Origin of the sequence: Limibacter armeniacum (genome assembly GCF_036880985.1) — a bacterium.
Lineage (GTDB): Bacteria > Bacteroidota > Bacteroidia > Cytophagales > Flammeovirgaceae > Limibacter > Limibacter armeniacum.
Genome location: NZ_JBAJNO010000008.1, coordinates 436603 through 462142, shown reverse-complemented (window position 1 = coordinate 462142; position 25540 = coordinate 436603). Strand labels below are relative to the sequence as shown.

Here is a 25540-nt window from a genome sequence, read left to right as displayed (position 1 = left end):
TTGATCTCACTTAAAACAAAAAAACCTCCATACAGGGACTTTCCCTGATGGAGGTTTTTCTGATTAAGTAGGTTTTCCCGAATTTTTCGGATTTATCAGTATAAAGGACTGCTCCTTATTGTTTCAACAATTTGCCTGTTGCAACACGCTCGCCATCGATGCTCAGTGCATAAATGTACATGCCTGCTGGCAGACCAGCTGTTTGGTAAGTCACCTCATACTGTCCTGCTTGCTGTTCAGCATTTACAAGTGTCGCAATTTTACCTCCGTTGAAGTCAAACACTTCTACCGTCACCTGACCATTAACTGGCAGCTCGTAGCTGATAGTTGTATTGGCAGTTGCCGGGTTAGGGAAGTTTTTCAGGTTAAGCGTCGAAGCCAGTTCATCGTCAAGGCCTAGTGGAACATCAGTCACTACAACTTCAATGTTTACTTCTGCTGTTCCTCCATTTGAATCAGTAGCTGTTACTGTTACAAATGTATTACCCACATTGAACGGAACTACAAACAGTTCTTCACCAGTCAGTACTGCTTGAGCAATTGTATTCTCTGCTATTACAGTAGTGAAAGTCATTTCGTCACCGTCTTCATCTACAAAGATATCAGCCAATGGTAGGCTTACACCTTTAGACTCAAAGTCGATGCTGATTGGTGCAGTTTCAGTTGCTACTGGCACACGGTTCACGTTAGCTACATTCACCTCAATTGTATGAATGCTTACTTTGCCATACTCATCCGTAGCAGTAACTTCAAACGTTTGTGTTCCTGCTGACTCGTAATCAGGTGCGTAAGTAAACGTTGCAGTTGCTCCATCAGCAGCTAATGTTACTTGATCATTAGTATCTGCCAATGCAAAAGTAAATGCATTACCTTCAACATCTGCTGCTGTTAACGCTACAGTTAACGTATCCATTTCTGCAACACTATGTGTTGACAACTCACCCAAAGTAAATACAGGAGCCTGATTGATACGCATTGTTGCTACCACATCTTCTACTTCATTCATTGGGTCATTGCTCACTACATTAATCGTAGCAATGTTATCTGCTGCAATTGCATTCGCTGCTGTAAAAGTAGCTGTTACTGTAGCCGAGCTACCTGCAGGAACCTCACCAGCTGATGCATCCAATGTAAACCAGATATCTGATGTATCAGCAGTAGCCTCCATTGCTTTCACTACATAAGCAGTTGTAGCAAATGATGCATCTGTTGACAGGTCAAACCATCCTTCTTCAGAAGGAACATAGAATGTACCTGGCAGGCTCTCTTCAAGTTCTACCACACCTTGCGGATATGTTACACCCAAGCTATAGTGAAGCAAGATAAAGAAACGCTCACCTGGCAGGATTTTAACTGGCTCAGAAAGTGCCAAAGTCAAGAATGAACCTACACTACCTTCTGTTTCTGTTTCAAATGTTTCAACACCTACCACTACAGCTTTCTCAGGGTCTAGGTTACCAGCTCTCACCTCCACTGTGATTGGAGCATTAGCCATACCTTCTGCTCTGTACCAAGTCTTCACATGTGATAAGTTAAAACCAGCTTGAGGTGCTGTAAATCCTGTCACTGAAGTAAAGGAGTTACCACCATAACCCAAGGCGTTTGAAGCTGACTCATTCTGATCATACTCCAAGATATTGTTGTATGTCTCATTGGTAGCCTGTACGCTTGCTTTTGCTACTGATGCAAGCTCTACTTTACCTAATGAAGCAGTAGCTGATGCAACATATGTCTGATTGTAAGCACTTACACTAGCATCCTGAATACGGTTGTAATCAATTTGCAGTTCATATTTCAGTGCAGACTCACCAGCCGTGTTGTCAATCACGAATGATTGTGTTTCTGTATGGTCATCAGAATTTGCAATCACTGACATAGAATCAGTATCCACAGCCAATACAGGCGGCAACTGGATCACAGCTGAGATAGGCATTCTAATCAACTGTCCACCGTCTGTTGTAACGTTCAGTGTATCAGCAAATGCAGCGTTAGCAGCTGTCGGTGTAAGTACTACCTTAAACTCTTCACGGTCTCCTGCATTCAGCTCCATTGGCCATACTAACCAATTGATATCTACCCATTCAACATTACCCCAGAATGGGTTAATGCTCTTTTGGTAAACAGCAATATCTGCTGAGCTGTTAGTCAAGATCATTTCTGTCAATGATGCCAGTGCTGTTCCATCATTCTGTAGGGAGAATGGCAGTTCGTATGCTACAGGAGCAGAAGTACCCCACTCATCAGTAGTTGTGTACTGCATCACCTCACCAAACTCAAATGACTCTTCTGAAGCAATCACTTCACTTGTGCCATTTACTGTCAGGCTTACAGGAATCGTTACATCATTGTTTTGTGGTGTATTGTTTTTCAACAACAGACCTCCTTCATAGCTACCTCCTAATAGACCTGCTGCATCTACTGTCAGCGTGATGTCCTTAGTTTCACCAGCAGCAACAGTGATTTTCTTAGCTGGCGTATAAGTCACAGCCAACCCATCCTCGATATATGGTACGCCAAATGCGGTTTCTACACCATTGGTTCCATCCTCGTTCTCTATACCAACTGTCGCTCTTGATGACCATGTAGCAGAAGTTGCATCCGCCTTGTATTGCATCTTGATTACACCATTGTTATAGATGATTACCTGTGCAGATACATAACCACCAAGGAATGCCCAAGAATGCTGCATACGATGATAAGTGATCACCACTTTATCGTCATATTCTTTGTACCAGATACCTTTAGTTTCATCCAGGTCAAAATAATCTGTATCCCCCATCATCCAAATTGGCGCAATGATGTTGTTTGGAATAGTCTCGTCAGGAATTCTGCCACCTGTAATAAAGATATATGTCTGTGGCTCCAAAGAGATCAAGCCGTTGTATGTCAGATACAGCTTGTCATACTCTTTGCCATAGAAGTTAAAGGCAAATGGCATGCTTACTTCTTCCCAGAATGTAGAACCAATCTCTACATGCGTTCCGCCATCGTTTGGCAAATCATACCAACGGTAAACAGGTGCGTCTTCAGCAGTGCCTCCTGCCAGTAAAGCCTTGTTGTCCTTCATGGCATAAGTGAACTCATCGATCTGAATACCAGCTGCTGCTGTTGTTGCCTCTTCACCTGCATACAACCAGCTGTTACCCATTGGCAGTACTTCAAGTGTTGCCTCACCTGCTGTATTGTCTATCGTGATGGTGTGTGTCGCCTTTTCTCCTGCATTCAGCGTTTCCACAATTGGAGTTGTGTCAACTGCAATTGCTGGAGCTGCTACCACCTCAGCAGTCAATTTGACCTCATAAGTATCACCTTCGCTGTCAGTCAGTGTCAATACATCTTCAAATACACCTTGTGCATCTGTTACCAGATTTACTTTCACTACCTGTGAACGTCTAGGTTTTAGCTCGTAAGTAGCGGTATCCAGTGTGAAATAATCATTTGCAAATACTGAAGAAGTAATCGATATAGACTTGCTGCCTGCATTTCTCAACTCCAAGATTCTGAAGTCCACATCACCTTGGAACACTTCTCCATAACCTAGGCTATCTTCACTGATTTGCAAATCAGCTACGCCGCCAGTCATGTTTACTACTACTTCAAATGAAGCATATGGTTGGTTAGGGTCATTGCTGAATACAGTTACACGCTGTGTATTGGCACCTTCCAGCAAATCTTCTGTATTGACTGTAAAGTCAATATCCATGCTCTCACCTGGCTGTACAGCACCTTGCGTTGCCGAAGGAGCAGATACAATGTTCTCACCTGGAGATTTAACCCTAACAACGATATCATCAGTTTGCGTAAAGAAGTTACGTGCTTCTTCAGTCATAACGGAGTTCTTGATCATTATACCATCGAGCTTGTCAGGATCTTCAAAGCTGATTGTATAGTATGGCGCTTCAGAGGCGCTTAGATGATCATACTTAATATCAAAATCCCCATTAGCATGCAATACAAACTGATAAGATTCCGCTTCGCTAAAGCTCACCACATCCTTAAACTCTATAATTGTACTGTCTCCAAGTTGCTTGTACAATACTTTACCTCCTTGGCTCAGGTCAATCCTATAACCTGTTCCGAAGATAAAGCCATAAGGCATGTCATCACGTCCCAATGGCGGTGGCGAGATATTGAAAGTACTGTGCGTATCCAATGTCAATGCGCCATGCTTACTCACATAAATCTGGTTGATACGCTGGTTATAGAATGGGAACTCAAAGCCCAAATCAATCAGGTGATACTCAGAATCAGCATCCTCAAAGTAAGCTGAGATATCAATTGCATCAGCATCGCCATCCAGCTCTGTCCAGTTCCACTCTATAGATGCGTCATGCATATTGGTAGACCATGAGTAACCGTGTTTGTGTACACCCTCTTCTGTTTCTGCAAACTTAGGCAATGTGAAAGACAGTGGGTAAGCCCCAGTGTTCTCAACCGTTACTGTACCTGTCGTTGTTTCACCTGCTGCCAAGTCAAATGATTGTGTAGCCGGAGATAATGTAATTTCTGATGGTACAGCAGCTACTCCAAATAGGTTGAAATTGTATACATTTCCATTTGCATCAGTCAATGTCACTACTGAGTTGGCATTACCTGCTACTGTTGGCTTGTAAGCAATTTTCAGACTCTTCCTTGCTCTTGCTGCTACCTGAGTGAAATCCCATGTTTCTTGTGTCCATTCGAACTGGTCTCCTGACACTTCTACACTCTCTACATTGAAGTTACCGTAACCAAAGTTCAGGATTTCAATTTCCATCTCCTTTTCAGCTCCAACAAACACACTACCGAAATCAACGACGCTCTGAGAACGTAGTTCCGGCTGATGTCCTGACACTGTCAAGCTTAACGGTAACCTTACATTTCCATTCTCCAAGTCATTTGTCTTGAATAGGACGTTAGATGTATAATCACCATTGATCAGCTTGCTTGCATCTACATTCACCGCTACTTCCTGAGACTCCATTTCATTCACTTCGCCTGTAGCTGGATCCAAGGTTACGTAAGTACCCAAGTATGGCTTATAACTCGCTACACTCATACTCCATCCCCAACCTTCTTCACCTACTGCATCCTGCATGCGGTACCATGACTGACCGAAGTCAAAGCTCATATACATTTTATTGTATGCCACTTCCCAGTCATCGACAGGGCTCATACCCAATGGATACTTGTTACCAACAGGCGCATGGATAATAACATAGAAAGAGCTTCCTTGAGGGAAGTAGATATGCTCATCCAATGTGATATACTGCACTCCTTCAGATGGTGTATGGTGCTCCTGCGTGTGTACCAGGTTTTCAGGCTTTACAGCGCCTTTGTAGATTTCCACCACCACGGCACCGTTGCTGTCATCATTCGCTAACCAAACCCTGATATCTGTCAGGTTGAAGCCCTCTTCCTCATTAACCTCATACAAGGTTGCAGAAGAGTTTGGCAATGATGTATCCTCATCACCGATATTGTACCAAGCATACAGAGAAGCGTAGTATTTCTCACTGCTGGTAAACTCATTCAGTTCTTCCTCTGAAAGTGTAGCCAATGGGACTCTATTAGTAGGTGTTCTACCAATATTTGACGCCTCCAGTGAACGTGTTGCAACTTGAGGGAAATCTGCCCTTTTTACACTTGAAGTGCTAAAGTTGAAATCGACCTGCTTGTTTTCATAACTCCATCTCAAAAGACCTTCACCTTCATTTGAGATAGTCACCATATCTGAAGCTTCTGTTGAAACCGAAGCGTCAATTACAGCAGTAAAATCCGTCTTGTCAGCTACAAACAAAGGACCTTTATTGGTACTTGCTTCCAACACATTTGACAGTGCTGCCACATTACCCCAACGGTCCTGACCTCTTACAGCAAAGTAGTAAGTTGTTTCAGGATTCAGTCCTGTTACTTCAAATGTATTCAACTCACCAAGTGCCGACACATCTGTCATCAACACCTTTTGAGCAGCAGCAGCATTTTCAGCTGTAATTGGAGAAGTTGAATAAAGTATCTGGAATGAAGTAGCCTGCTCATCATCTTCATCAGCAGGGGTTGTCCAATTCAAGATAGCAAAGTCATGTGCAATGCTTGATACTGCCAAATCAGCTACTGCATCTGGTGCAATACCCTCATTCGCCTCAATAGCCATTGCTGCATCTACCAGACCTGCCCCTAGTTTACCAACATAAGAAGGGTTGTAGTCATCCAATGAGTGCGTAGAAACTACCAGCTGGTTCCACAGCTGCTCCGCTGTAAAATCAGGGCCTCCAAGCTGTGCAACTACCAATGCTGCAATACCTGATACGTGAGGACATGCCATTGATGTACCTTGCATATAAGCATAAGTGTTGTTTGGAGTAGTACTCAAAACACCATCCTCCGTCTTCAGGCTAGTATCACCACCTGGCGCTGTGATATCTACCCAGCTACCATAGTTTGAATAGTAAGCTTTCTGGTTACTTGGACCAGTTGATGCTACAGTAAGAATTCTATCATAGTAACCTGGGTACCAAGCACCACTATCATTGCTGTTACCTGCAGCAAAGATCACGATACCGCCTTTCATTGGGCTTCCCTCATAGTCACCTGCCTCATCAATGAAATAGTCGATTGCATCCAATACAGACTGCTCATAAACATCAGGGTTGGTATAACCCCAGCTGTTTTGAGAGATAACAGCGCCATTATCAGCTGCATACTTGTAAGAAGCAGCCACATTATTTACAGTACCACTCAGGATCTGGCAAGACATCAGTCTTACACCATCATTGTTACCTGTACCACCAGCTACACCTGCAACACCAATACCGTTGTTATTAACGGCCGCTACAGTACCCGCTACGTGTGTACCGTGATCCTGTGCCACGATCTCACCTTGGTCATAAGAGAAGCTATAACCGTGAGCATCATCGATGTAACCGTTTCCGTCATCATCAATGCCGTTACCAGCGATCTCACCCTCGTTCACCCACATGTTGGCAGCCAAGTCCTCATGGTTAACATCAACACCTTCGTCGTGAATCGAAACTATAATGTTAGAAGCACCTGCTGTTTTCTTCCAAGCTTCGAAAAGGTTGATATCTGCACCTTCTACCCATCCTGAAGCCTGAGCACTATTATGGTAGTGCCACTGTTTCTCCAGATAAGGGTCATCTGTTGGCAGTTCCTCTTCAGCAGCCATAGCAGCAACTTCCTCCATAGTCAATGGACGCATTGTGCCATTACCGATCATTTTTTTCTCATAGATAGGCTCAGCACGTTCTACAGAAGCCAGACTTGAAAAGTCTTGAGAAGATGCCTTTGCACTGATTGACCCATCAATCTCCATCTCATACCAAAGGTGCAAGCCATGTTTACGTGCTTTACCTTCAGTCTTCGGATCATAAGGGAATACCCTTTTCATATTTCGGGCCTCATACTTCGCTGCTTTTGCATCAAAGGCAGTGACTCCCAATTGTACTGCGCCACCAATGCTAAAGCCTTTGGCAGCAAGCCCTGGATCTTCTTTGAACTTGACCCGGATCACGCCTTTGGCGACCCCATTACTGTAAGTTACTGGCTTTTGTGCAATAGCACCTAACGATAATAGCAAAGCTATTATGGTCAGCCAGCCCCTTAAGGTTCTCGATAAAAGTTGTTTCATAAAAAAATGAAAGTTTAAATAATTGAATTGTATTAGAATTAGCGCAGCTTCAGCTTTTCACGTAAAGCTTTCAGCAACTTTTGAAGTGCAGCGTTTTCAGCTTCTCTTTTCTTTATCAACTGGTCAATTGACTTGTCTTCACTGTTCCTTTTTTTCTCCTCCATGATTAGCATTTCCTCTTCAGGACTACTCCTTCACATTATATTCCGGAGCAAGACCAACTGTCAAACTTTAAACACACCAACCCTTTGCACACAAGAACTTTATTCTGTCAAAAAGCCTTTGTTAAGTATTTTCAAGCATATTAGAGGAATATGAAATAAGTAATACAAAATTGGACGGAACAAATTATCTACAAACTGAAAAAACCATATCTACAATCGACCTACACAACACATCAAAAACCTACAAATCAAATACTTACAACCATAAACTCATTATTAAACCAACATTAAAAACACCCTTATTTTGCACCTAAAAAACACACTTTCTTATACACCTAAATCAGTAGTTCCTATAAACTTGAAACACTTCAAGCAAATGAATCACCAAGAGATGCCTACTTCTGGAATGGTTAATTTTTGGTAAGACGCTTAAAAGCAAAAAAGGCGTTGCTGCCTTTAAGCAACAACGCCTTTTTATAAATAGTAGCTAACCTTATATAGTAGCCACGAAAGTATATAGATCCTGATCTGCTCCATTCAAATTAAGCTTCTTCCTTAATCGGAAACGTGCCATATCTATTGACTTGGGAGATTGGTGTGTAATGGCTGAAATATCCTTGGTACTCATATTTAACCGTAGAAATGCACATAGCTTTCGTTCGTTGGGTGTAAGGTCTGGGTATTTTTCATTCAGGCTTTCATAAAAGCCACTATGAACCTGTTGAAAATGCATTTCAAACTCCTTCCACATTTCCTCATTGGAAGCAGATTGTAACTCAAACACAACCTGACGAACCAACTTCTGATTATCCCTTTTCATATTTCGCTGGGCAGTCATCAGCTCTTCAGAAACCTTGTTGATCAACTCATTCTTTTGCAGCAGGTGCATCACATTAGTCGTTAGCTCCTTATTCTTGAAGCTTAATTGCTGTTCAAGGTTATTATTGGAAAGCTGTAGCTGCGCCTGTTCTAGCTCAGAACGTTGCATCTCCAAAAGGGCTGCCTTTGTTTTCGATCGTTGTAACATATACAGGAAATAAATGATCAGAATCAGCAGCGCAGCCAGTACTGCTCCGGCATAGATTCTTTGCTCCTTTGCCTGTTGTCTTTTCTCAGCTTCGCGCTGCAATTTCTCAAACTCGTATTTCTGTATCAGGTTATTGATCTTTTTTGAGTTTTCATCTCCCCTGATTTCATCCGTGTACTGCTTGAAAAGTATGTGGTGTTCCAAAGCCTTTTCAAGGTTACCCATATGGTTATAAAGCTCAAAAAGAAATTGGTGTGCTTCACGCAGGTTATAGACAGAGTTGTACTTAGTTGCAAAATCCAACGCCTCTTCCAGATATTTTTCTGCTATAGCAAACTCCCCATGCTCAATATGATAATTGGCAACTGCAAACATACTGGAAGGAAGACTGGAGTAATCCATCAATTCCCGTTTAAGCTTAAGTGCCTCACTATGGTACTTAAAAGCTTCTTCTGTTTCACCCTCTTTGGCGTAGAAGTTTCCCAGATTATTTAATGCCTTGGCTTTTACAAGTTTCTGGTCATGCTTCTCGGCTAGTTGCCTTGCCTTCTGGAAATAGTGTAAAGCATCCTCCTTTTTTCCAATCCCATCACTCGATGAACCAAGGTTCAGGTACAAGTTGCACAGTATAACTCCCCTTCTTTTATCGTCTTCTACTTGCTCAGCTACCTCCACTGCTGTAGAAAAGTAGTCAGCTGCACTTTCGAAGTCCTTTACTCGCTCATAAACAACCCCAATATTATTTCGGGTTGCAGCAATCTGGTACTTGTCATGCCCCAGTTCTTCAAAAAGTTGCAGACTTTTCATCAGGTAATCAACTGCCTGAAAGTAATAGCCTTTATGAATAAGCAAAGTACCTCGAGCAGAATAAGCTTTAGCCAAGTAAATGGAGGGGGATATGCTTTCCAGCAGCTTAATAGCCTGATCTGAATAGATCTCAGCTGAATCAGTATCATTTTCCATATACTGACTCACAATATCACTGAGTATTCGAGCCTTCAAGGTATCCTCCGTCGCTACGGTAAGTTCCATTTTCAGGCTATCTAATTTAGAATCATTAGCAGCATTGACACTAAATGCCAAAAACGTTAATAGTAGTAGAAGTACAAATCTTATCATAGCATCAGTTATAACAGTAGTACCCTTTAATGTCTCAAGTACATAAAAGTGCATACATAAATAGTTTTCTTGCCCAGGCTAGGCATCAAAAGAAAAGGGTTCCTGATTAATCTGACGAAAGTTCTCAGCTAATCTAATAATAGACACACAATACAACCGTAAAGGTTGGAGCTAAACTTGAAATTTTTCAAATATTTTATCTGAATAATTCAATTATAGTAAAATTTATCCTAACAATATTCATTTATCACAATAATGAACAATAAAAAATCACCCCTTATACACAAGCCCACAACATTATATACCCAACTACTAGAATATAATCCTCCTCAACTAAACTTTTTCTCTGATCGGTACCCATATCTCCTCTTCTGAAGAAGGGTCTTCGTTTTTGTACTTTTCTCCCATCAAAGCAAAGTGGGGTCTATCATCCAGCAAGTACTCTGAATTGGGTAACCACGTTTGAAAAATATACTGATAAGTACGAGGTCCTTCACTTGCAGGTCCCTTATGGATAAAAACAGCATACTTTCCCGCCGGTAATGTCAACGTCTCCATTCCTTCAGGAATATCAGAGGTATCAGAAACTTCCACAGCTGCCCATTTCTCAAATTCCTTCGTTGGATCAAACTCATTGAAGTAAGTAGGATCATAAACCTCTACAGAAAACAGAAGTGCGTTTACTGAATTAGTAATCTCCTTGCGCCTAGGCATAAAGCCACTCCAAAGCTTGTAGGTTTTGTTATCGGCAAATGACATACTTATCTTATTTCCAACTATTTGCTTTTCAGAAAGCATTTCAATTCTTGGTTTCATTTTTTGATCAGTCAAGTTTTTGTTCAAAAGTTTTAAGACACAAAAAAAGCCTCTTTATCCAAGATGCTTCTTTTTAAATATCCATTTATACTTGTTTCAGGAAATCAGACTTACCACTTCGTTGAAAGTGAATCACAGAGGAGATATCCTGATTGCCATGAAAGTCCTTTTTGACAGTAATATCAATTGCATATTCGATATTGTACAGCTTCAGTACTTCATCCAGTTCTTGCTTTTTCAAATTAGCTACTCTGATAGATTGGATATATTGCCTTAATGGATTTGCGCCAAATGGAATTATAGATAAACCCACAAACATAATAAACAAAGGTACAGTAGAAATCCACCCAGCGTCCCACAGGTACTCCCCAAAGAGGTAACCAAATGCTATTACGCCCACTCCTATTGACATAAAAACGACAAAATTCAAGATGACGCTTGGTTTGGTTATTTTGATAAGGTGATGTTCTACATTGATCTCACTAATCACTTTCTTATAGCGATTTTCAAAAACAATTTTAGAACACCGACTCATAAAGGTAGGACGCTCATTTGTTAGTTTACATTTGGAGCCTGTGATAATATCAAATTGTCTATTATCACATAATATGCAATGTTTTACGGGATCCATTTTTAGCAATGATTTAAAAAATAAGACCCTCTATTATAACAAATAAATTTCTATTTATGAATTTCACCCAGAAACCCAGCGTAACTCAATGAAGTATTTAATTTCAAAAAATCGTCTTCTAAGATTTCATTTATAAAATCAACTTCTAGTTTTATCTGTTGATTCCCGAACCAGTCAAATGCGAAAGTAAACCACTGCTTTCCATTTATTTTTAGTCGAGTGTATTCTATTTGACAACCATAGTCAACCCAGCAATTTGCATTGACTAAAATAAGCTGACCATTTAAGTCTTTAGTTAAGATCGCTACCATACGTTCTTTCTGAACTTCAACCCAATCGTGTTGCCTCTCTTCCACAATTTCTTTAAGCAGCTTGTCGTCATTGGCAGTTTTAAAGCTCCACTTTACCCATTCCTCCAAATAACCTTCAACATTTTCGCTTAGCTTTTTAGAAACAGGCGCTGTCATCCGTTGCTTGATTTCAACTTTCCCTTCACGGGTTTTGATTCCTAAATCTGCCTTGTTTTGTAAAGGCAAGTAAAAATCCGTTCTTACAGAAGATGAGGAGAAAGTCAGTTCTTTCTCCTCAAACCATCTGATGATTGGTTGAATAGCTTTTGTCGAAAACCACCGCATTTCTTTGCTACTATTCATCTATCAGGAAATTATGCTTTTTGATTCAAATACGCTTTCAGTTGCTGCTGGATAAAATACTCCCAACCTCCCTGACAACTTTCTCTTGAAAACTCAGGTATCTCTTGTGGAAAGCTTTCCATTCCGATATGGGTTAACAACACTTGCGTTCCTGAGTCAAACTCAGACAACTCAAACGTTACCCATGAGTCTCCCTTAAATCCTTTGTATTTCCAATTGTAGGTGATCTTCTGCTCAGGCACTACTTCCATAATCTTCCAAAGGTGTGGAAACACTTTATCCTCTACTGCCACATCAAACTGTGTTTCAAAGCCTACTTCAGGTTCAAAAGCTTTGATATCTTCAAAGAACCACAGTCTCATTTGTTCCACTTCAGTAATCGCTTTCCAAACAGTCTTGATTGGAGCCTTAAACGTTTGCTTGACTGTTATTGGCTGTGCTTCGTCCTTCATGTTAGTGTTAGTTTAAAGGTTTAGTTTTTAATATTGATGATTGTCCAAAATACATAATTCAAAAAAATAGAGGTACATTCCTATACCTCTATTTTCAGTTGACTATTCTATAATGATCATATGAGCTGACATATTGAACCTGACATCTCCTTCTTCACTGATATACTTTTCTAACTGCTCTTCTGCCAAACCCAATAACTGATGATACTGGGGTTCTGTAATTTTTTCAGCAATTGGGGAGCCATGTATATCACAGTCTATCCAATACTTTATAGATGGAAAAACTACCTCTTCCCTCACGTTCTCAATCCTGTAGCTGGACACCCTACTTTCAGACATTATCAGGTTGATATTAGAAATCTTGCCCAATGAAAAAGGCGCCATTAAAATATCTCCCAAGGCTTTACCTCCAACTTCCTCCAATAGCCGATGAAAGTCATAATATCCCTCATTTGCTTCTAAAATATCCCAAGTACTGATAACGACCTTACCGCCATTTCTTTTCAATCTCACCATCTCATTGATGGCTTTCACTTTGTTTGAGAAAAACATCAGGGCAAACTGGCAAGCTATCTTATCAAATGTTCTGCTTTCAAATGGAAGCTTCTCTGCATCTCCAACTACCCATTCAATATTGGGTTCCATTTCTTGTGCTACCTGCAACATCCCTTTATTGATATCACAGCCTGTTATATGCACCCTCTTGTTTTGTCTACATTTTGCAGTTCTTGCAACGATCCCTGTTCCACAGGCAACGTCCAAGAAGTCTTCTGAAGGTCTTAAATCTAAGTAGTTTATTACTTTTTGAGCCCAACTGCTGAACACAGCCGGAACAAAGTTCTGCTCATAGAATCTAGCACTCTCAACCTCCAACTGATACATCTGTTCCTTATTCATTAGATTATCCTGTTTTAGTTGATGATTGGATTAAATATTTCTAACATGAAGATACCCGACATTTTTGTTGCCGGGTATATAAAAATCAATAGTATTTGGTTTTGATTTGGCTACTTCTTGATTTGCCGATAGACAAATAAAAGCAGCAATGCTCCTGCAATGGCAATCAAAAAACTCTTGATATTGAACCCGCTTACATCACCAAAACCAATCATGGTACCTATGTAACCACCGACAATGGCTCCGACAATACCAATAATAATGGTAATGATAATACCTCCCGGATCGTTCCCCGGCATAATCCATTTCGCTAATGCTCCAGCGATCAATCCAAAAATAATCCAAGAAAGAATGCCCATAATTGATATAGTTAAGGTTTATTTAACCTCTTAACATCTTAAGCCAAGTACATGGTTCATTTCATAGCATCACCTTCAAATAATTATTTTTACACTTGTATTCAAAAATGAATCATTCGCTGATGTCTCTAAATCCTCTCCATTCCGTATGTTAAAACAAAAAAAGAGACCGTATTTTAATCATACGATCTCCTTTGAATAGTACTATATGTTTTAACAATCAAGCTAAAGAATGCTCTTCCTGCTTCTCAGCCTGTTTAGCAACCTGTTTCTTCAACCTTACTTGAGGCTCTGAAGGCAACCCAAACATAGGCACCAACCTATCCAACCCTGTTAAGGTCAATATTAGAATACTAAACACAGCAATCATTGCCATGAAATTATATTGAATGATATCCAATACATTGAACTCATGCAGCGGATACACCGCACTGGCAATTCCTACATAAAAACCGATATAAACATGCCAAGGAATCAACTGTGACCCAAACACACCCAAAGCATCACTGAAGGTCGCATTTCTGAGGCGCAACTTATACATATCTTCTTCGGATGCTTCCACATTATCCTCCACCAGGTTCTTGATAACGGGACCTACTGTTACAATCTGAGCCATCTCATCTGCCAATGCTGCATTACCCAACACCGACAAAGTCCCGTTCCAGAACATCAGCTGTCTGACACTTCCTGAAACTTTAGCCACTAACTGCGAAATTGGTTCAAAGGCATTAATCTTTCGCATAATACCGCCAAATGCAGCGACCCACATCATCATGACGATCACCCATGAACCAGCATTGGAAAATCCACTGTATATCAAGTCCAGAAATGTTTTGACAGAGGTCACTGTACCTTCAAACAAACCGAAACACATTGCGGAGATAATGCCAATAAAAAGGCATGCGAGTGTTGGCAGTCCTTTAATGGCAGCACCCAAAACCAACACCAGCGGAATCACCATGTACCAAGACATTCCCGTTTTCACTTGTTCAAGAAGTGTCACGGCTGAAGCCCTTTTGGCTGCCAGCCCTTCCCAAGCTTCTTTCGGAATCTGTGAAATGGCTTGGTGTGCATCTGCGGTAGTATCTGGTAATCCTAAAACATTTCCTGCTATATAAAATGTAACAGCACCTAGTACCAATACCAAGCCTGACCAAACTCCCTGATGGCGGATACGGTCAATGACTTCTACTTGCTGTATGCCCGAGCTGACAACAGTTGTATCTGAGATCAACCCTATGTTATCGCCAAAACACGCTCCTCCTGCTACGGCTGCCACTGTCAGGGCGACATTGCCACCCAAAATATGGTTCAGCCAAAGGAATACGGGTGCACAAGCTGCAAAAGTACCCCAGCTAGTACCTGTTGCTATCGATAAGATTGAGGTAACGATTACTCCTGCTACTGCTACAGTCTTGGCAGTAAGTCCAAGGTCCAAGGCAATATTGATAATCGAGGCGCCTACTCCTGTCGCCATAAAGGCTTCAGCCATGGCATAAGCTGCCATCAGGATAAAAAATACCAATTGCATCTCCTTGACGTTGTCAACAGCTGCATTTACGATATCATTAAATTTAAGTTTTTCTGTAATGGATGCGATTATTGCGGCGAATATGGTAGCGATTGGTCCTGCCAGCAGTACATCCATTCCGGATACCATTAGTGAGGCCAGTACAAAAACAGGACTGATCTTTAGGATAGCATTCATGTTCGTTACGACTTGTAATATCTGGTTTGAGACATTAGACTGACATTCCCCATCGTGTTAGCTTCGGGATCAGACTTTGTCTTGCTTTGAAGTTTGTTTGAGATCAGGTTAGCAGTTGCTTATAAATGAAATAGCCCGCAGCGTGCCGAAACAAATTGCTGCGAGCTATCCTCCGAAAGCTAACCCGAGTGCGAAAGTATCAATTCCACATATGAGAAAGATATTTTCAGCTATTTAATACAAAAATCAAACGGTCGGTTATATTTAAAACACTTTTAAGTATAGCGTTGAATTGGAATAAAGATTTTCTGTGCTAACCCTTTCACATATTATGATCTACTAAATGATGATGTTATCCTGTTCAACCCTTTCAGGGTGATGATATAATGAACACTGTCAACTCCGGATGCCCATTCGAAACTAATATGGTTTGTTTCCTTCGGACACAGTGTTTGCTGTAAGAGAAAAAATTCCAAAGGGTAATAGTAGCTGTAGGCTAAAGCCTACGATAAATCCATTTATTCAACCCCAAAGGAGTTGAACCTATAAATCATTGAAGCGTTTAAAACTTCCGATTTTCAATTATACCTCTACTTATTTATACTTATTAGACCATTCTTAAGTATTTTGGACTGTTATGATGAAAAACCCCAAACTTTACCTGACCATTATTGTTGTATTGGCTATTGTCTTAAGCCTGTGGGAATATACTCACCGGACAGAAAGGCTGTATAACCGATACTTCAAGCCATTGCCTAATATGGAACTGGCTCGTTGGGATGGTGGAGCTTCTTCTGACTTGGAAAAGGCACTCTATTTTTACGATATGCGTGACTACGATAAGGCGGCAACCATTTTTGGTATAGTACTCAAGGATGAGCCAGACAATGAAACCGCTCTAATGTATGGAGGCATCAGCTATATGATTGAGGGAAATATTAGCCTTGCGCTTGATTACTTTAACAAGATTGGGCAAAAAGAAGGCATGTTCCAACAAGATGCCCGCTGGTTCAAGACTTTGGTTTATTTGAAAAAAGAAGAATTGGATTCAGCGAGAACACTATGTCAGGAGATTGCAAAGGAAGAAGGTGTCTATCAAGAGCGTGCTTCCGAACTGCTTCGAAAACTCCCTTCCTGATTTGTCTTTTTTTCCTTCCATGATAAAACACTATTTTTGCGGACACAATTTTCAGCTAGTCCATTACAAACTAAATTAACATATCACTTACCATGTTTTTTCTAAGGTTACTATCAAGGCTACCGTTGCCTATACTGTATCTGTTTGCAGATTTTTTGGTGTTGTTAGCGTATAGAATAGTCGGTTACAGGAAAAAGGTCGTAACACAAAACCTTAGACGCTCCTTTCCTGACAAAAGCGACAAAGAAATCGAGCATATCACAAAAGGGTTCTATCATAACCTTGCCTATGTGGTCGTAGAAATTGTAAAAGCTGTAACCATTTCACGCAAAGAGATGCAGCAAAGGGTTTCGATCAAAAACCCAGAAGTTTTACAAGGCTATATAGATGATGGTAAACCTGTTTTAGTGTTGGCATCACATCAGTGTAACTGGGAATGGGTATTACTAGGTGCTGGAGCACACTTCAATTTCCCAATGGATGCCGTTTACAAGCCACTTACAGAAAATTTCTCAGAGCAACTGATGCTTGGCATTCGTAGTAAGTTTGGTGGCAAGCCAATTCCATCGAACCAAACGGTAAGAGAAATCCTGAAACGCAGGAGTGTGGTCAGGGCATTCGGTATGGTGGCCGATCAGGTTCCGGTTAAAGAAGAGAAAAAACATTGGGTGACATTTCTTGGGCAGGAGACACCTTTCTTTATAGGTGCAGAAAAAATTGCACAGCTCACCAAATATCCCGTACTCTTTATCAGGGTACACCGCCCTAAACGCGGATACTATGAACTGGAATTTGTCAACATTTCGGAGCCGCCTTACAATAAAGAGAGCTTTGACATTGTAGAGAAGTACGCTGCGGAATGTGAGCGACTGATCCGAGATTACCCATCTGATTGGTTGTGGTCCCACAAACGCTGGAAATATACACGAGAGCAAGCTGGTGATTAATAAAATCAGGCACCTAAGTATCTAAACACGCACACTCTTATTATTCAAAAATCCAATGAAAGCGTTACTTGACAGCAAAGTACTCGAATATAATCAGGAAGGTTTCATCAAAGATGATCCCATTTCTATTCCGCACCGTTTTACTCAAAAGCAGGATATAGAAATCATGGCGCTCTGGGCTTCACTTTTGGCTTGGGGACAGCGGAAAACCATCATCAACAAGTGTAATGAACTGCTGGAAAGAATGGATAACGCTCCTTTTGACTTTATCCTCAACCATACGGACAGTGACCTTGAAAGGATGATTGGCTTTAAACACAGAACTTTCAATGATACTGATACGCTGTACTTTATTTCATTCTTCAAGCACCATTACAGTCAGTCCGACTCTCTGGAAAGTGCTTTCACAAAGCATATGAATGAACATGATGAGACAGTGGAAAATGCTTTGATTGGCTTCCGTGATTATTTTTTCAGTCTGGAGGATTTTCCTGAGCGCACAAAGAAACATATCGCAACTCCTGCGCGAAAATCTGCCTGCAAACGAATCAATATGTTCTTGAGGTGGATGGTCAGAAAAGATAACAATGGTGTTGACTTCGGTCTTTGGGAGACGATTATGCCATCACAACTGGTTTGTCCTTTGGATGTTCATGTGGATAGGGTCGCCAGAAAACTGAACCTGATCGAAAGAAAACAATCTGACTGGCAAGCTGCGGTAGAACTTACAAAGAAGCTCAAGCAACTGGACGCCAACGACCCTGTCAAGTATGACTTCGCGCTGTTTGGCTTGGGACTGGAAGGGTTCTAATATTTTTTACTTGATGGGTTAACCAACATTGGTGCAGCTAATGTCTAGGTATATTTGGTTTAAGCAAAAACTGGAATAGAGATTTTCTACGCTACTCCTTTCACATATTATGAGCTACTAAATGATGCTGTTACCCTGTTCAACCCTTTCAGGGTTATAAGATAATAAACGCTGTAAAATCCGGATTACCATCCGGAGCTAATATGGTTTGTTTCCTTCGGAAACGGTGTTTTCTGTATGAAAAAATAATCCCGAAGGGATTGAACAATAGTAGCCTTAGGCGTAAGCCTGAGGTATAAGTAAATTACATTTATCCAACTCCAAAGGAGTTGAACCTATAAACCATTGATGAGTTTAAAACTTCCGATTTCAATTATACCTCTGCTTAAAGCTCCGTTAGGAGCGACATCTTGAAATAACCAACCAAAGAAGGGACTAAATATGTCAGCGATGGCTGTCGCACGCGCGATTATTTTGTCGTAAAGGAGAGGATATTTTTTTCAACCGACCGAGGTAGGAAATAATTTTAATGTTAAAGAGATTCTCTAACGCATAACTCACATTACCATTCAGTTCAAAGAATTAAAAATTTATAAAGCCCCATCAGGTAAAAGTTTGATGGGGTTTTGTTTTTGACCTCGCCGATAGGCAAAACTTACACACCTGTGTCTTCCTATTTTTTAGGCTGCCAATAAATTTTTTTACCATGCAAAAAGTTATCAGACTCAGCTGTACTTGCATCAGAAATGTTGAGCCACTTATCGCAACCAACACACATTATGTCTCACCTTAATCTTTCACAAAGGAAAAAAATTTACGAAGGCATTGAGCATGGCAAAAGCAATGCAGCAATTGCCCGTGAGCTAGGTGTGCACCGCTGTACAGTCGGCAGGGAGATCAAGCGCAATGGCGGCAGCAGAGAGCAGTATGATTATAAGCAAGCCGAAAGGATGGCAAGGTTTGAGCAACGCTATGCAAGCCGAATGTTGCGTAACTCGAAAGGAAAAGGAAGGAAGCAACGAACGATTTTTAGATACAGAGGGAGTGTTGTTGCAACAGTCAAAAGTTATTACCAATACGACAGTCGCAGAAGGATTTGTCGTAAGCAGGACGAAAAAATTTCAAGGTATGGACAAGCTTGGTGTGGTCCGGTGTGGCGTTGGAACAAGACGGACAACCGTTGGGCAAGACGCAGAAAGTATGTGTGGCGAAGTTTTGTGACACAACTGTTTCTGTTACAAACTTACATGGCTGAAAAAATTTCAAAGGGTATCATTGCCCAATCAAGTGAAGCCATGCTTGATCAGGCAGCTTCAGGTGTGTCACAAAAGCAAAAGCATGTTCATCTGTCTATGAATAGTAAGCATTGGCATATAACCAGTAAGGCTATTGCCTGAAAAAACAGCCAGGATTTTTATTTTACAGCCCTGCTCTACAAAATTTAGAAATGCCAATGGTTAAATCTTCCGTAATGTTCCCGAAAAAATGAAAGCAACACCCCACAGTGTTGCTTTTTGTTTTATGCCGGATTGCAGGGAGTGTCTTCTATTTTTTTGATAAGAGGTCGCCGACTTTTTTGAAGCCTCCTCTTTACCAATTCTATAGAGTGGGTGCTAAAAAATGTTTAAGCCATCTCAAAATAGTTACCCAAGCAGCATTTTTTTGCAAGCAGTGTGGCTTTGAAAATTTTTTAGACATCACTGCTTGTAGAACGAAGCGACCTTACCAATTATCGATCCCCTAACTAAAAATTAAGCAGATGTATCATTGAAATCAGAGATTATAAATGCTTCAATGATTTATAGGTTCAACTCCTTTGGAGTTGGATAAATGTGATTTACTTATACCGCAGGCTTTTGCCTACGGCTACTATTGTTCAATCCCTTCGGGATTAATTAAAAAACGCAATATTACTGATGATCAGGGAGTTACCGTAAAACGCAAGTACAGTGTTTTACGGTTTTTTTATTCCCATGTTTTTGATATTCAATGCCTTACAATTTTGGTAACACTAGTGGTAACAGGGATTTATTGCATGTTTTGGTAACACTCCCGGTAACACTTGAGGTAGTCTTGGTAACACTTGCGATTTCATTTTAGGATAGATTGAGATTTATTTTTTTAATAACTCAATTTTTTTGTTTCAACCATGATTAAAAACAATTCAAGATCCATGAGTGTGCAGTACCTGGCACGCAAAGCATCAAATGGTTATGTTACGATCTATGCCCGTATCGAAGTGAATGGTGATCGGGGTACACCGTTCAGTACAGGTATCCGCTGTTTGGAAAAGCATTGGAATGGGGATATGATCAACCACAAACACGCCAGTGCGGACAACGAGGAACTTGCTATTATCCGGAATGAGGTCAAGATGGTGTATCTGGAGATGCGCAAATTTAGAATGTCTATCACGCCTGTAACATTGCGTGAACGTTGGGAGAAGTTTGTAGAGATAAAGTCCATAAGTCTGCTAGGTGTCTGGAAAGAATGGATCAAGATGAAGGGCAAGGTGCTTAAGGCGAACACCCTCTACAATATTGAACGGAGGTGCTTGCGGTTTCAGGAGTTTTTGAAGGAAACTGGCGCATCTGATATGGATGTGAACAAGGTAACAAGGCCTTGGGCTGATACCTTTATCAACTGGATGCGAAAGCATAAGTATAGTGTCAACTATATAGCAAAGTTGGTGGAGGAGCTGAAAGCGGTGGTTGCCTTTTCGGTGGATAAGGGGTACTTGTATGTTAATCCACTTCTGGGTCTTAAGTATTCCAGAACTACAGACGCTGAACGGGTGTACATAAGCAGCGATGAGCTGGAGGCGATCACGAAGATGAAGTTTTTCAGGAAGCGATTGCAGCGAACTGCCGACCTGCTGGTGTTTTCTTGCCGTACGGGGCTGAGCTATGCGGACCTGATGGACTTTGACTATGAGAAGCATCTGCACTATATCGGCAATCAGGCTTGCATCAAGAAGAAGCGTGTCAAGTCAAAGGTTGAGTTTATCGTCCCGATTGATTCGGTTGCGATGAAAATCCTGAACAGCTACGATTACAAGCTCCCTAAGATTGGTAATAGTGGCTATAATATGAACCTTAAGATTCTGGCTGAGGTAATGGGTATTCGAAAGAATTTGACTACCCATGTGGGAAGGCGTACTTTCTCCATGGTACAATACCAGCAAGGGGTAAGAAGGCAGACCATTGCCCGAATGCTTGGACACAAGTCTGAACGAACAACTGATACCTATTACCTAGACATGCTACAGATCAGTATCGAGGCTGAACTTGATTTGATCTTGAGTGCCTAAATTATAATCCTACCTGCAAGAATATCAACAAGACCAACGTAATAATTGAACACAAAAAAGTTCGGTTGCTAGCCGAACTTTTTACAAGCCTATCCTCTTCTACTCTCCTTAATTGTATAATTTTATACAACCTTTTTGCCTGTTTTGGGCAGTTTAGGGTATCTGTTTTTCGCTTTTTGTATAAAAGTGGGCAGCTTTTGGGTAACGGAATATTTTGCCCTTAAAAAGTGGAATATTTTTTTAGTTAAAAGTGGGCACTTTTAACGCTTTGGAAAACCCTTTTTCGAAAATTGTTAAAATTTTAGATTGAAAAAAAGCCCCGCTTAGACTATTTCCAAACGGGGCTTTTTTGTGGTGTTTTTTTAGTTGGAAGCTACCTTTGTGTTTTCATCTTTTCGCTTTAGTAGGTAGTGGTACACCGTTCCAGAGTTTCCAGTACTTAATGGATAGGAGTTCACATATTCCCATCCATTTGCATCCATAAAGTTAAGGGCTTCTATCAGGGAGTTGAAGTCTTTGTTTTTACCGTCTGGTCCTTGGATCATCTGTGGCTTGAACATCTGGAACTTTTGGCCATAGTCAATATTGATAATGATCTTGGAGCTGAATGCTTTTTGGATGCCTAGAAGTTTTACGTATTTCACTTCTTCCATTTTGTTGATGTCTTGCTCCTGAATGACCACTTGTGCGGAAGCTATAGAAGCAAAGGATAAAAATGCGATTAAGGCGATTAGTTTTCTCATTGGTTTTGGTTTTAAAAAGTTGAAAAACAGATTTAAACGGATGTTAATATAAGAAAAACACCCAAAAGGCAAAGCCCCTTGGGTGTAAGGTATCCAAAACATTAAGAAAAACCCCTACTGTATCTCTGCGTCTGATTGTATATCATTCAGGACTTGCAGTCCGTCCCTAACTTCCTGAAGGTTGTTGTTTACCTGCAGGTTGGCTTGCCAAGTGCCTACTGCCATAATGAGCATATCTAGGCGTTCCATCATTACATTGAAGGTGTCTACCTGGTTCGCTGTCTGGTTGCCGGATTGTGCTACTGCCACTGTTGATGGTGGTGCAGTGGTGGTGGCTCCGCCTTCTGCAAATCCCCGTACTCGTGCCTGTTCCAGTTGCCCGATGATATTGGCGTATGTGGGGGTGTTGAGCATCCAGTTGGGTGCTACCCACTCGGGACCGCGTTCTCCGATTACACCAATGCTGGTGCTGTCGATATGTCCTCCGCCGGCAAAGCTGCCGATATTGGCTGCCCTTTTTCTTTGTCCCTGGTCTAGCACCGTTACACCACCATCATAGAACTGCTTGGCATTGATGTTTTTGATAGCACCGGCAGTACGGAGGGCTGCCGCTGCGGTTTGGGTAATGGCCATTGCATAACCGAATGGTCCGAACTGTGCGGAGTTGGCCCAGATAGCCTGTACCTCTTCATAACCACGGATCAGGGTTTGGGCAGTGGAGAATGCCTTGATTGCCTGTCCATGCTTTTTGCGTGCTTCTTCATCTTGCCCCAACAGTTCAATGCCTAACCCTAGCATGTTCTTGGCCAGATCAAAGGAGTCTTTCTGCATGCCGTCTTTCATGGCCTTCGTCCTTTTCTCGTTTTCGATGGACTTGTCGCTTTTCTCCTTCTCCAGTTTAAGCAGCTCGTTGTTGATCCGCTGTGCCTCGATCGATTCTGCCTTTCCGCTATCGGTGAGGAGTTTTAGCCTTTCCTGAAGGTATTTTTTCTTCAGGTCGAACATGGCCATTTCGTGCTGCTCTTCGGTGGCCAGTGCGTTGTAGAACTTTTCCTCCAGTACCAGCTTTTCCTCTTCCTCCTTCAGTGCCAGCTCTTCGGCCTTGAGTGCATCCTCTTCTTCCTGCTTGGCCTTTTTCTCTTCCTCCAGCTGGAGCTTGAGTTCTTCCAGACGCTGGTCTCGGAGTTGCTCCAGCAATAGCTTCTGTTCGGTGATCTGCTCTTCACTTCCGACCAGTGCCTCGATCTTGCGCTGGGTGTCCAGCTTGGTCTTTTCGATTTCCCGCTGGGTGGTGTTTTCGATCAGCTGGATCTTGAGGTCTTCCAGTGCCCGGGCTGCTGCCAGTTCTTTCTTGCGTGCTTCTTCACGTGCCTTGGCCAGTTCTTCGGCTGACTTTCGCTGGTGGATAATCCGCTGCTGACGTTTGGCTTTTTCCTGCTCATCGATTCGGGCTTGCTCTTCTTCTGCTGCTTTCTGGTCTTCCTCTGCAGCGATTTGGGCGCCACGCTGCTTGTAGTCTTTGACGCCTTCTTCATAGGCTTTGCCAATGCTGGAAATGTCTACATCAAAGGCATCGGAGAAATTGCCGGAAGTCAGGTTCTTTAAGAAGGTTCTGACCAGCTCGCCAAACTGACCGATACCTGCCGTAACACCTGCGAGGGCGGGCAGTACCTTGTTGTTGATATTGTCGGCAAAGGTCTGCATGCCGTCACTTGCGGCGCCAAAGTCTGGCAGGAATTTGCCCAGGGTATCCCCGAGCATCTGGAACCCGATGACCAGTGAGGTAAAGTAGGTTTTACCTAACTCCCAGATCAGGGTGGCGATGGGTTCGAGTAAGGCAAACCAGACTTTCATGATAGGCACCAGTACATTGCTGATGTATTCACCAACAATGGTGAGGGCTGGTTCCAGAAAGTCATAGACGGCTTTGCCGATGCTTTCCATGACCGGTACCACGTCCTGACGGATAAAGTTTACAGCTACTGCCAGCCCCTTGTACAGGAAGGTTTGGAGGATGGTCATCAGGTTGCCAATGCCACTGGATGATCCCTCTATGGATTCGGCAAACATGCCTTGCGCCTCTGCCAGTTCTTCCTCCAGCTGCAGCTGGGTTTGCTGCATCTGGATATACTCGCTGTTGGTATCAATCAGGTTGCTGACCTCCCCGTCAATGTCCTTGAGGCTTTGCAGGAAAGCGAGACCGGCATCCTCACCGGGACCACCGAATACGTCCGCAATAACGGTCTGGAGTTGGTTGGCTGGTATTTGGGCATTGTTCATCTGGGCGGATACCTGCTTGAGGGCATCCACTGTACTGACGCTGCCGTCGTTAATTCCCTGGAATAGTTTTGTGGTAAACTCCTTGCCGAATGCTGCCTCCAGTGCTTCGGAGGTGGTCTTGGTTTGCTCACGGATTCGCAAGCCAAACTCCTTGACGGTGTCAGCTCCCTTGTCTGAGAATATGCCTTCCTTGTTGGACTTGGCTATGATGGCCACCAGTTCGCCTGCGCTGGCTCCGGCAGCCTTAAACTGGGTGGAGTACTCGGAAACCTGTGCCAGAAAGTCGCCTCCAGCGTTGGCGCCTGCGAGGTAACCTTGTTCCAGCTGGCCCAATGCATCAATCAGGGAGATGTCCATTGCCTTTGCCATATCATTGGCAGATTTGACAATGTCCTGTGCTTCATCCCCGAAAGTGTTGCCCAATGCTTGAGCCTTGACAGTTGCCTTGTCCAGCTCTTCTTCCGTAACGCCAGTCAGCTGCTGGATGGAACCTTTCAGTTTGGTTACCTTGCTTTCGGTCTCGAGTAGCATCTTGCCAAACTCCACCACCTTGTTGATCGCCTCCAGTATAACGGTGGCGGTAAAGGCTGCCTTGATCGCAACTTTGACCTGATCAAATCCCTTGCTGGCCTTTTGGGTAGCGTCCGGAATCTTGTACACATCATCCTTGACTCCCTTTAGCGTCTTACGCATTTCCTGCAGTTCCTTTCTCTTGTCGGCAAAGTCCTGCGTGTTTTTGGGCAGCTTTCTTACCTGGTTGTTCAAAACCTTTACGGCTGCCTCTATATCCTTGATGCTTGCCTCGGCTTTCTTACCGTTGACAATAATCTCGGTGGTTCGTTTTTCGTCTGCCATCGT

17 protein-coding genes are annotated in these 25540 nt (G+C 42.2%); 5 read left to right on the top strand and 12 right to left on the bottom strand.

Annotated elements, in window-relative coordinates:
- Positions 1-115: 115 nt before the first annotated feature.
- The 10 genes from V6R21_RS07880 to V6R21_RS07835 all read right to left on the bottom strand — a co-directional run bounded on the left by V6R21_RS07880 (position 116) and on the right by V6R21_RS07835 (position 15453).
- Positions 116-7627, bottom strand: a complete 7512-nt coding sequence (locus tag V6R21_RS07880; RefSeq protein WP_334242455.1) for a S8 family serine peptidase — start codon at positions 7625-7627, stop codon at positions 116-118.
- Positions 7628-7665: 38 nt separating this feature from the next.
- Positions 7666-7791: a hypothetical protein gene (locus V6R21_RS07875; protein WP_334242453.1), complete on the bottom strand. Its 126-nt coding sequence runs from the start codon at positions 7789-7791 to the stop codon at positions 7666-7668.
- A 493-nt stretch (positions 7792-8284) separates the two neighbouring features.
- The gene (locus tag V6R21_RS07870) at positions 8285-9937 is read right to left on the bottom strand and encodes a tetratricopeptide repeat protein (RefSeq protein ID WP_334242452.1); all 1653 of its coding nucleotides are present in this window, start codon (positions 9935-9937) and stop codon (positions 8285-8287) included.
- Positions 9938-10270: 333 nt separating this feature from the next.
- Complete coding sequence (locus V6R21_RS07865) at positions 10271-10753, bottom strand: GyrI-like domain-containing protein (protein ID WP_334242450.1); 483 nt, start codon at positions 10751-10753, stop codon at positions 10271-10273.
- Positions 10754-10838: 85 nt separating this feature from the next.
- Positions 10839-11183, bottom strand: a complete 345-nt coding sequence (locus V6R21_RS07860) for a hypothetical protein (protein ID WP_334242448.1) — start codon at positions 11181-11183, stop codon at positions 10839-10841.
- Between the two features lie 251 nt (positions 11184-11434).
- Entirely contained in the window at positions 11435-12037 is a 603-nt protein-coding gene (locus tag V6R21_RS07855; protein ID WP_334242446.1) for a hypothetical protein, read from the bottom strand.
- Between the two features lie 11 nt (positions 12038-12048).
- On the bottom strand, positions 12049-12489 hold the full coding sequence (locus V6R21_RS07850; RefSeq protein WP_334242444.1) for an SRPBCC family protein: 441 nt from the start codon (positions 12487-12489) through the stop codon (positions 12049-12051).
- Between the two features lie 102 nt (positions 12490-12591).
- Positions 12592-13386, bottom strand: a complete 795-nt coding sequence (locus V6R21_RS07845; RefSeq protein WP_334242442.1) for a class I SAM-dependent methyltransferase — start codon at positions 13384-13386, stop codon at positions 12592-12594.
- Positions 13387-13496: 110 nt separating this feature from the next.
- A complete protein-coding gene (locus V6R21_RS07840; RefSeq protein WP_334242440.1) occupies positions 13497-13745 on the bottom strand; it encodes a GlsB/YeaQ/YmgE family stress response membrane protein in 249 nt (82 codons plus the stop codon).
- A 220-nt stretch (positions 13746-13965) separates the two neighbouring features.
- Complete coding sequence (locus tag V6R21_RS07835) at positions 13966-15453, bottom strand: Na+/H+ antiporter NhaC family protein (RefSeq protein ID WP_334242438.1); 1488 nt, start codon at positions 15451-15453, stop codon at positions 13966-13968.
- Positions 15454-16090: 637 nt separating this feature from the next.
- Here V6R21_RS07835 and V6R21_RS07830 point away from each other — a divergent pair.
- The 5 genes from V6R21_RS07830 to V6R21_RS07810 all read left to right on the top strand — a co-directional run bounded on the left by V6R21_RS07830 (position 16091) and on the right by V6R21_RS07810 (position 21659).
- The gene (locus V6R21_RS07830) at positions 16091-16591 is read left to right on the top strand and encodes a tetratricopeptide repeat protein (protein WP_334242436.1); all 501 of its coding nucleotides are present in this window, start codon (positions 16091-16093) and stop codon (positions 16589-16591) included.
- 92 nt (positions 16592-16683) lie between these two features.
- A complete protein-coding gene (locus V6R21_RS07825) occupies positions 16684-17538 on the top strand; it encodes a lysophospholipid acyltransferase family protein (RefSeq protein ID WP_334242434.1) in 855 nt (284 codons plus the stop codon).
- A 55-nt stretch (positions 17539-17593) separates the two neighbouring features.
- Positions 17594-18349, top strand: coding sequence for a TIGR02757 family protein (locus tag V6R21_RS07820; protein WP_334242431.1), 756 nt, complete (start codon positions 17594-17596; stop codon positions 18347-18349).
- A 779-nt stretch (positions 18350-19128) separates the two neighbouring features.
- The gene (locus V6R21_RS07815) at positions 19129-19746 is read left to right on the top strand and encodes a helix-turn-helix domain-containing protein (RefSeq protein ID WP_334242429.1); all 618 of its coding nucleotides are present in this window, start codon (positions 19129-19131) and stop codon (positions 19744-19746) included.
- Between the two features lie 752 nt (positions 19747-20498).
- Positions 20499-21659 carry a site-specific integrase gene (locus tag V6R21_RS07810; protein WP_334241681.1) on the top strand — a complete coding sequence of 387 codons (1161 nt, stop codon included), beginning with the start codon at positions 20499-20501 and terminating at the stop codon, positions 21657-21659.
- A 362-nt stretch (positions 21660-22021) separates the two neighbouring features.
- Here V6R21_RS07810 and V6R21_RS07805 read toward each other — a convergent pair whose 3' ends face one another.
- Positions 22022-22402, bottom strand: a complete 381-nt coding sequence (locus tag V6R21_RS07805) for a hypothetical protein (protein WP_334242428.1) — start codon at positions 22400-22402, stop codon at positions 22022-22024.
- Positions 22403-22516: 114 nt separating this feature from the next.
- Positions 22517-25537: a phage tail tape measure protein gene (locus tag V6R21_RS07800; RefSeq protein WP_334242426.1), complete on the bottom strand. Its 3021-nt coding sequence runs from the start codon at positions 25535-25537 to the stop codon at positions 22517-22519.
- Positions 25538-25540: the final 3 nt, after the last annotated feature.